A 7,403-nucleotide genomic window follows, 5' to 3' on the forward strand; every position below is an offset into this window, starting at 1 on the left:
TAAGATATGCCAAAAGAGCAAACTGAAGGCACATTATTTGTGCAAGCAACGCTAAAAATTTTAGGTGGCAAGTGGAAGATTTTGATTCTCTGGCACTTGAAGGATGAAGCAAAACGATACAGCGAATTAAAACAATTGATTCCTGAAATTACTGAAAAAATGTTGATTCAACAACTTCGTGAACTAGAAAATGACGGAATTGTTAACCGAAAAGTCTACTCAGATGTACCTCTGAAAGTGGAATATTCTTTCACAGATTATGCTAGGACTCTTGTACCTGTCTTGAAAGCTCTTTGCGACTGGGGACAAGAACATCTAAAACGAGTTATTAAGGATTATTGAATGGGCATTGGTGGTTACAACTAACAAATAACTAATTATTCAAAAGTCGTAGCATAACATACTAAAACTTATACAAATAGTGCGTTAGGCTTGCGTTAATGCACTTCAACAAAACAGAAATTTACACGGTAAGCTTGTGTCTGATTTAGCGCTACACGAATATCTCCCTCGCGTTCCTGATGCAGGATTGCAAGAATACATAGAATGGTGTGTTATGGAGCAGGCAAAAGCCGCAGAATGTAACTTTACTCCCGATAGAAGTAAGTTAGATAACTTGCCGCCAGCAGAATACATTCCGAAACTTGTTGATCAGTTCATGAAAGTTAAACCAGACCCAATTAAAGCAGGTTTAGTATCAGCGATCGCTGGTAAGGAAGCTGACAAACATGCTCTATCCGGTTTAGCGATCGCAGCTGATTTTGTATCTCTTTATGTCAAGTATTTAATTCCTAAAGAGGGAAGTACTAGAGAACAGGCTGAAGAGTTATTGACTAAAGCATCACAACATCAGTGTGAAAAACTCACTGAAATTGCCAAGAAACATGGTGTAGAGTTCTAGTTTCCTGCTGATAAATTATTTTTCAGAGGCTTTGTCTGTATTTTGGACTTTGGACAAAAAGCTTTGTTTGCGAATGTCATTTGCAAACAAAGCTTCTGTCCATCATAAATTACCTGATTCTAGTAATACAACGCGATCGCTAAACTTAGCCGCCAGTTTTCGATCACAAGTCAGCACTTGAGTATCAGCTTGAATTGCTGCTGCCACAAATAACATATCGTAGAACGAATGACTTGCCTCGACTGCTAGTTTTAGAGCAACATCCCGAATTTGAGAACTAGAAATAATTACATCAACTAATGCCTCAGCATCTTCCAGCGCATCTAAACCTATTTGCAACGGTAGTTGCCGAAATTGTATCCATTGCCAAATCACATTGCCCAACTCAGCAAACAACGAATCAGGCACCACAATCTGATCTACAGTTTCTAAAGCAGCGATCGCCTGTTCATATCTGTCCTCTACGTGTAAGAGCGCATAGGCAAATATCATCGTATCAATCACCATCAGGGTCGTCCTTCTGATTTCCAAGTCTGCACCCGACTTTCTGATTCCATCGGTAACGCTTCCGCCCGTTGACGAATACGAGCAAACACTTCATCCTGTTTTGAAATATCAGTTTCAGTAGAAGCTCCTAATCCTGCAATTGACATCAGAAAAGAAGACCCATGATTGTTTACTTCTTTTTGCTTTATCGATTTATATTGAAGATATTCAACAAAACTTGCCAGTTCAATTAATTTTTCATCTGGGAGAGCATTAATCGCCTCAATTAATGTCTGTCTATCTGTAGTCAAAGTATCCATAAGCTTGACAAAAGGAAAGAATTGCCTTGACTTATTGTACTTCACGCGATCGCTCTAGTGGCAGCTGAAGACATTCGCCTAGTATCCATTTAAGCATGAGATTATTACTGGATCAAGATGTGTATGCTCTAACAGCAAGATTTCTAATTGATGCCGTTAATTGTTAAATTGCGATCGCTCCATAGACAAATTTATAGTGGCAGCCCACGTAAATGAATACCAGTTCTCTCGAAACAAAAGGCTACAAAAGTCAAAATAATACTATATATAATTGCTCCAATTACTTTGTCTAAGGCTTCTTCAATTCATTTAGGTAACTTTTCTGACAGATATTGGCGCAAAAAAAACAGCATGGGAATAAGTGGAATACTAAGCCAGCCAGCTAGACTACCCATTAAAGGAGTTAGGATGGTTAGAAAACTTCCTCCCAAAAAGATAAATAACCAGTTAAAAAATTTTAGAGAACCCATTATACCTTCAATAATTAGAGCAACAGTACAGCCTAGAATAGTACCTATAATTCCCCAAAAAATTACATAAACAACTAGTGTAGTTGGCTCTGTAAGTTCAGGAGTATTAGAGAATAAATCCAATAAAGTTGCTATGATACCTAAAGCAATACCTAAGTACAATCCCCAAAAAGCTCCCTTCTTTACTTCATCCCAAAAAAGCATAGTGTTAATCCTTGAAATCTTCAACATCTGTAAGCTGAATATATTATTCCCAATTCAGGCAGATGCATAACAAGTTACCTTAAACAATTAAACCTCATTCCATGCTAACTATTATTGGTTGCGGAAATCTCAATCGTAATGACGATGCAGTAGGCGTAATCATTGCCCAACGCTTACAGCAATATCTAGCTGAAAACCCTCATCCTCATGTGCGAGTATATGACTGTGGCACCGCAGGAATGGAAGTAATGTTTCAAGCTAGAGGTAGTAAACAATTAGTAATTATTGATGCAAGTTCAACTGGTTCTGAACCTGGTGCTGTGTTTAAAGTTCCAGGAAAAGAACTAGAAGCAATGCCCGAACCTAGTTATAACTTGCACGATTTTCGCTGGGATAATGCTTTAGCCGCCGGACAGAAAATCTTTAAAAATGACTTCCCCCAAGAAGTGACAGTTTATTTAATTGAGGCGGCAAATCTTAGTTTTGGACTGGAGTTAAGTTCTGTCGTCAAACATTCTGCTGATTTAGTTTTTGAAGAACTAACCACATTTATCAGCCAGAATAATGAGTAGTAATTTTAAATTCCTAACTCCTAACTCCTAACTATTTTCTTAAGCCCAATCCCGATAAACAGAGAGTTCATCTACCCTCATTTCAAAAGGTACGCCTTGACTTTCTGGCGGACAAACACGGATTTTAGCACTGCTGAGAATTCCATATAGTAATGTTCCCATTGGCACGATTGTTTGTAAAACACGCCAATTAGTAACTTGATCGGGACATTCTATTACTAACGTCAGAGCATTGGCATGGGTTGTGACATACCAACGACAATTAGATAGAAGATTTTGAATGGTGCGATCGCAAGCTTCATAAAAGTATCTGCTAATAGAATACTCTAGTTGCTGTCGTAGTATAATATCGGCAGATGTTGGTTGTATAGGACGTGAGTCATCACTATTAAAATCATACATCTCTTTAGCCATATCTCTTTAGCTTCCTACTTATATTCCGATTACCATTCCATAAAGTACATCTTTATTTGTTTCTAATAATTCTTGGGTTTCGTCATCATAATAAGCACCAACTCCACTACATTGAATTCCCAAATAATTACTAGCTAAATAAAGTCTCTGTCCGAGAAAACCAGCTATTTGCATAGCAGTTTGATAATTTAAATAATCTAACACGAAAAATAAAGTTACAGCGCTATCTTTAGCGTAGGCGCAGCCCGTCGTAGACATCGCCTGATTAATACATAAGTAACCCGTCTTTTCACTAAAATTACCCGTCTTAACCAGATATGTACCTTTATATAACCCAGGTGTCATTCCTTCTACTCGATGCACCACTGAGTAAATTTCTATTTGCTCATAGTTTTCTGTCGGTATTAGCTGCTGAAGTTGCTGCACTATATATAAATAATCTTCTTGAGAAATCGACTCTTTCCGGAAACGTCTAATAGAACGCCTATTCCAAACAGTTTGATAAAATTTATCTTTATCCAAGTCAAATTGAGGATACTCTAATTTCTGCTGGCGACTCTTTTATAGAGCAGTTGCTTGATAAGCATCTTCAAGAAATTGATTGGATTCAAAATAATCAGTACCACAGACAAAAGGAACTTTTAGCCTTAAGCGTCTGATTTTCTTGTCTTGTACTTCTCCTGACACCGCACAAGCTGTAATAAACTCCTTATTCCCAAATCTGAATTGAGAGCGAGTTTATCAAAATCGAAAATTAGTTGTATATCTTTGTTGTGGAGAAAAGCTGAGGCGGAAACTGCACCGAAATGGTGTCCGCTATCTAATAAGCAATATCTCATGCTTCTATTTTGATATTTCCAGCTAGACCTATAATAAACGCAACTAATTAAAAAGATGAATCCGTTGATACTTTTACCCGGTATAATATAACTCTCTAAACCATCATCAATTAATTCATAAATAAGAGTTAGAGAATTATTCTCAACTATATTGACAGCAAGCAGCAAATTAATTAAATCGTAGTGATTACCAAAACAAGTAAACCACAAAGCATTGTTGCGTAGGCGTAGCCCGCCGGAGGCATCGCTCCGCGTCTGCATCAATTAGTTCTTTAACGACTGTATAGACTCCTTCTCTTGTAACTTTCATCAAAGCTGTATCGCCATTTTCACCTGGCTGATTTAAATCCTCAGGATTATTTGGTTAAATTGCCGCATTGTTGTAGCATTTATCTGCGGTAACAGCCATTGAAGTAGTGATGGCATATCGAGCATGGACTGAAGAGTAGCTTTTGAGTTGTCTTTGTGAGAGAAAATAACTCTACTACGTCAGCCCTCTCTCTTTATAATCTTTTTTTTGGCGAAGGTATTGCTTTTAACAGGTTGTTTATGTTATCGTTTCCCCGACGATAGAAAATTCAACTATTTCATTATTAGCAATACTATAAGGTAATTTAAAAATCTATGAGTTTTCACTGTCGGACTAATTGTTGAATGTGCCGATCTAGTTTTAATATTCTATCTTATATTTTCCAATCGCTACAGAGTCAATTTAATTGCGATCGCAGTTGTTAGTGTTTGAAACTTCTGGATTAACTTAAAACTTAGTTTACGAGTGTCACAAGGAAAGTAGTTGAAGCTATTTAAAGTTTATAAAAGAATAGTTTTTTAAGCAAAACAGATTAACTCAGCGTTATTATGCAAGTCCAAATTAAGAAATCTCAAATAATTTCCTTTTTCAAAAAAATATGCTAACTTGTTTAAGTAGAAGCAAAACACTGACAAAAAATGGAAATTAGCGCTCGTAATTCTCTTAAAGGTACTGTAAAACAAGTTACACATGGTTCAGTTAATACTGAGATAACTTTAGAAGTTGCACCAGGGGTAGAGTTAGTGTCAATAATCACAAAGTCGTCAGCGGAAAAGCTGGGACTTGTAGAAGGTAAGCAGGTTCATGCCGTGATTAAATCATCAGATGTGATACTTGCTGTTGAGTGAAAATAAACGACTTGCTTTCCTTTGCAAGCCTCTCTATTTCTGATCCAAAATTACGTTCATATCTATAAATTAGTGACCTCACTCCTAAAAGTATTTAGAAAACGAGTGAGGTTATTTTGATGGATAAATATTAACTAATAATTAATATCAATTATCAACAATACGCACATAGATAGCGCGAATAGTTTTAATATTTATTGTTAAAAGTTTATCTTCAACTTTAATAATTAAGAAAGGTAAGCGCTGTTCCAAAGTGATAGCAGTTCCTCGTGTTATCCCCATTGATATCAGTTTTTTTAAGATTGCTTCATCCTGACTTTTGCAAAAACTGACAATTCCTTGCTCTCCTGTCTTCAACAATTCTAATGAACAACCAGTCACACTAAAGATGGGAAACATTTGAATTATGAATTATATAAATTATGAAGGATGAAGTATGTTTTCATCCTTCATGTTTTATTTGCTTGCCAAGAGTAGTAACTAAATCAATACATTAAACAAGATATGGTTCTTGATGTGTTTTGATTGTGCAATTAGAACGAGGATAGGTAACACAAAGTAGAGCGAATCCTTTAGAAACTTGTTCGTCATCTAAGAAGATTTGATCTTCTTGATTAATTTCACCTTCAACTATCTTGCCAACACAACTAGAGCAAGAACCTGCGTGACAAGAGAACGGTAACTCAATACCATTTTCTTCTGCTGCTTCCAAAATGGTAGTCTCTTCGTCAACTTCGATTGTGGTGTCGAGTTCTTGCTTTTTGTTGATTAATCTAACTTGGTAAGTAGCCATTTTTCGATTCTCCTCAAACGTTATACAATTAAATTGAATTACCGAAGTTTTTGAGTCTCCGTATTCTACTTTCAGCTTCCTTTATCCTGAACTCGACCCTACGCAAAGTGAGTTTTTGGAAAACTTCTACAGTCAGATTTGGCGCTAACGGAATGATGTTAGCTGCAAGGTACACCAGTGGGCGTACCGTCGTCTGTTTTAAAGGACTTTCCACAACCGCAGGTATCAGTTGCATTGGGGTTAATGAATTTAAAACCGCTTTCCATCACTCCCTCAACGAAGTCAACGATAACTCCGTCTAATAACGGCGCACTTTTGGCATCAACGTAAACTAGCACTTTGCCTTGGTGGCTTACCAAATCATCTGGTTGGGGTTTGCTGGTGATATCGATCGCATATTCATAGCCACTGCAACCACCATCTTTTACAGAGATGCGGACACCTTTAGTTGCGCCATCAGCGTCGGGTGCGGAACCTTTAAGGAATGCTCGCAGATGAAATTCTGCTTTTTCTGATAAAATAACGGCCATCAGTTCTCCTGGTTTGTAGCGATTAGTTGTTCTGATTCAGGTGTAGGGTTATCATTTGTCAGTTGTCATTTGTTATTCACTAATGACTATTGACAGTGGGTTCCATCGAATTGGAATGCGCGTGTCTCCAAGGCGCACTATTGCCGCATACTGGACAAGAGCGATCGCGGTGAGAACGGCGTTTAGCAAATTCCATTCGATTCAAGTCCATTGTCAGCAATTGCGATAATAGAGGCTGACTAAACCCGGTGATCAGCTTGATAGCTTCCAAAGCCGTTAGACAAGCTAGTGTCCCAGAGACAGCGCCTAGAACTGAAAAGCCGCGCTGATCCCAATCAGGCTTTTCGGGAAACAAACAAGATAAACAAGGAGTCACACCAGGAATAATCGTCGTCAGGTAAGCCTCCATCCCATTCATTGCAGCTTCCACCATTGGCTTACGCGATCGCACACAGGCTTCATTTAACAAATTGCGCTCTGTAAAATTGTGGGCGCAATCAAGAGCCATATCAGCAGACTGCACCAACGAATCAACATTTTCCGGGGTGATGTAATCATGAACAATTTCCACTTGAACATCAGGATTAATCGCATCCAGAGTTTCTTTAGCTTTGAATACCCTTGGCTTACCTACCCAATCATCAGTCATAAGAACCTGACGATTCATATCATCTAGCCGCAAGTCACCACCCCGGACTAAGATTAGCCGCCCAACG

General features: G+C 38.0%; 12 protein-coding genes and 2 pseudogenes. 4 read left to right on the forward strand and 10 right to left on the reverse strand.

The annotated features are described in order from the left end of the window. Positions 1 to 6: 6 nt before the first annotated feature. Both ACEW80_RS18160 and ACEW80_RS18165 read left to right on the forward strand, forming a co-directional pair. Positions 7 to 342 carry a winged helix-turn-helix transcriptional regulator gene (locus ACEW80_RS18160; RefSeq protein WP_373527935.1) on the forward strand — a complete coding sequence of 112 codons (336 nt, stop codon included), beginning with the start codon at positions 7 to 9 and terminating at the stop codon, positions 340 to 342. A gap of 136 nt (positions 343 to 478) precedes the next feature. Further along, on the forward strand, positions 479 to 901 hold the full coding sequence (locus ACEW80_RS18165; RefSeq protein WP_373527936.1) for a hypothetical protein: 423 nt from the start codon (positions 479 to 481) through the stop codon (positions 899 to 901). Positions 902 to 1,003: 102 nt separating this feature from the next. Here the strand turns inward: ACEW80_RS18165 and ACEW80_RS18170 are convergent, their stop codons facing one another. The 3 genes from ACEW80_RS18170 to ACEW80_RS18180 all read right to left on the reverse strand — a co-directional run bounded on the left by ACEW80_RS18170 (position 1,004) and on the right by ACEW80_RS18180 (position 2,408). Further along, positions 1,004 to 1,408, reverse strand: coding sequence for a type II toxin-antitoxin system VapC family toxin (locus ACEW80_RS18170; protein ID WP_373527937.1), 405 nt, complete (start codon positions 1,406 to 1,408; stop codon positions 1,004 to 1,006). Next, positions 1,408 to 1,707 carry a DUF2281 domain-containing protein gene (locus ACEW80_RS18175; RefSeq protein ID WP_373527938.1) on the reverse strand — a complete coding sequence of 100 codons (300 nt, stop codon included), beginning with the start codon at positions 1,705 to 1,707 and terminating at the stop codon, positions 1,408 to 1,410. Before ACEW80_RS18175 ends, ACEW80_RS18170 begins: the two co-directional genes overlap by 1 nt. A gap of 305 nt (positions 1,708 to 2,012) precedes the next feature. Beyond that, the gene (locus ACEW80_RS18180) at positions 2,013 to 2,408 is read right to left on the reverse strand and encodes a hypothetical protein (RefSeq protein WP_373527939.1); all 396 of its coding nucleotides are present in this window, start codon (positions 2,406 to 2,408) and stop codon (positions 2,013 to 2,015) included. 74 nt (positions 2,409 to 2,482) lie between these two features. Here ACEW80_RS18180 and ACEW80_RS18185 point away from each other — a divergent pair, with 74 nt between their 5' ends. Beyond that, a complete protein-coding gene (locus ACEW80_RS18185) occupies positions 2,483 to 2,953 on the forward strand; it encodes a hydrogenase maturation protease (protein ID WP_373527940.1) in 471 nt (156 codons plus the stop codon). Positions 2,954 to 2,992: 39 nt separating this feature from the next. Here the strand turns inward: ACEW80_RS18185 and ACEW80_RS18190 are convergent, their stop codons facing one another. The 3 genes and pseudogenes from ACEW80_RS18190 to ACEW80_RS18200 all read right to left on the reverse strand — a co-directional run. Beyond that, complete coding sequence (locus ACEW80_RS18190) at positions 2,993 to 3,367, reverse strand: hypothetical protein (protein WP_196519590.1); 375 nt, start codon at positions 3,365 to 3,367, stop codon at positions 2,993 to 2,995. A gap of 18 nt (positions 3,368 to 3,385) precedes the next feature. Beyond that, positions 3,386 to 4,353: pseudogene (locus ACEW80_RS18195) on the reverse strand (nitroreductase family protein); the annotation flags it as partial. Next, a pseudogene (locus ACEW80_RS18200) lies at positions 4,342 to 4,564 on the reverse strand (ankyrin repeat domain-containing protein); the annotation flags it as partial. The pseudogenes ACEW80_RS18195 and ACEW80_RS18200, both read right to left, overlap by 12 nt. A 590-nt stretch (positions 4,565 to 5,154) precedes the next feature. Between ACEW80_RS18200 and ACEW80_RS18205 the strand changes: the two are divergent. After that, a complete protein-coding gene (locus tag ACEW80_RS18205; protein WP_373527941.1) occupies positions 5,155 to 5,364 on the forward strand; it encodes a molybdopterin-binding protein in 210 nt (69 codons plus the stop codon). 147 nt (positions 5,365 to 5,511) lie between these two features. On the opposite strand, the gene ACEW80_RS18210 is transcribed toward ACEW80_RS18205, so the two are convergent. The 4 genes from ACEW80_RS18210 to ACEW80_RS18225 form a co-directional block, all read right to left on the reverse strand. After that, entirely contained in the window at positions 5,512 to 5,763 is a 252-nt protein-coding gene (locus ACEW80_RS18210) for a FeoA family protein (RefSeq protein ID WP_373527942.1), read from the reverse strand. A gap of 94 nt (positions 5,764 to 5,857) precedes the next feature. Beyond that, positions 5,858 to 6,157, reverse strand: a complete 300-nt coding sequence (locus ACEW80_RS18215; RefSeq protein ID WP_373527943.1) for a 2Fe-2S iron-sulfur cluster-binding protein — start codon at positions 6,155 to 6,157, stop codon at positions 5,858 to 5,860. Positions 6,158 to 6,315: 158 nt separating this feature from the next. Next, positions 6,316 to 6,687 (reverse strand): iron-sulfur cluster assembly accessory protein, encoded by a 372-nt coding sequence (locus ACEW80_RS18220; protein WP_196519596.1) that lies wholly within the window; start codon positions 6,685 to 6,687, stop codon positions 6,316 to 6,318. A gap of 79 nt (positions 6,688 to 6,766) precedes the next feature. Then, positions 6,767 to 7,403: ThiF family adenylyltransferase (locus tag ACEW80_RS18225; RefSeq protein WP_373527944.1), on the reverse strand; the 637-nt coding region annotated here is incomplete at its 5' end.

Origin of the sequence: Nostoc sp. (assembly GCF_041747015.1) — a bacterium.
Lineage (GTDB): Bacteria > Cyanobacteriota > Cyanobacteriia > Cyanobacteriales > Nostocaceae > Nostoc.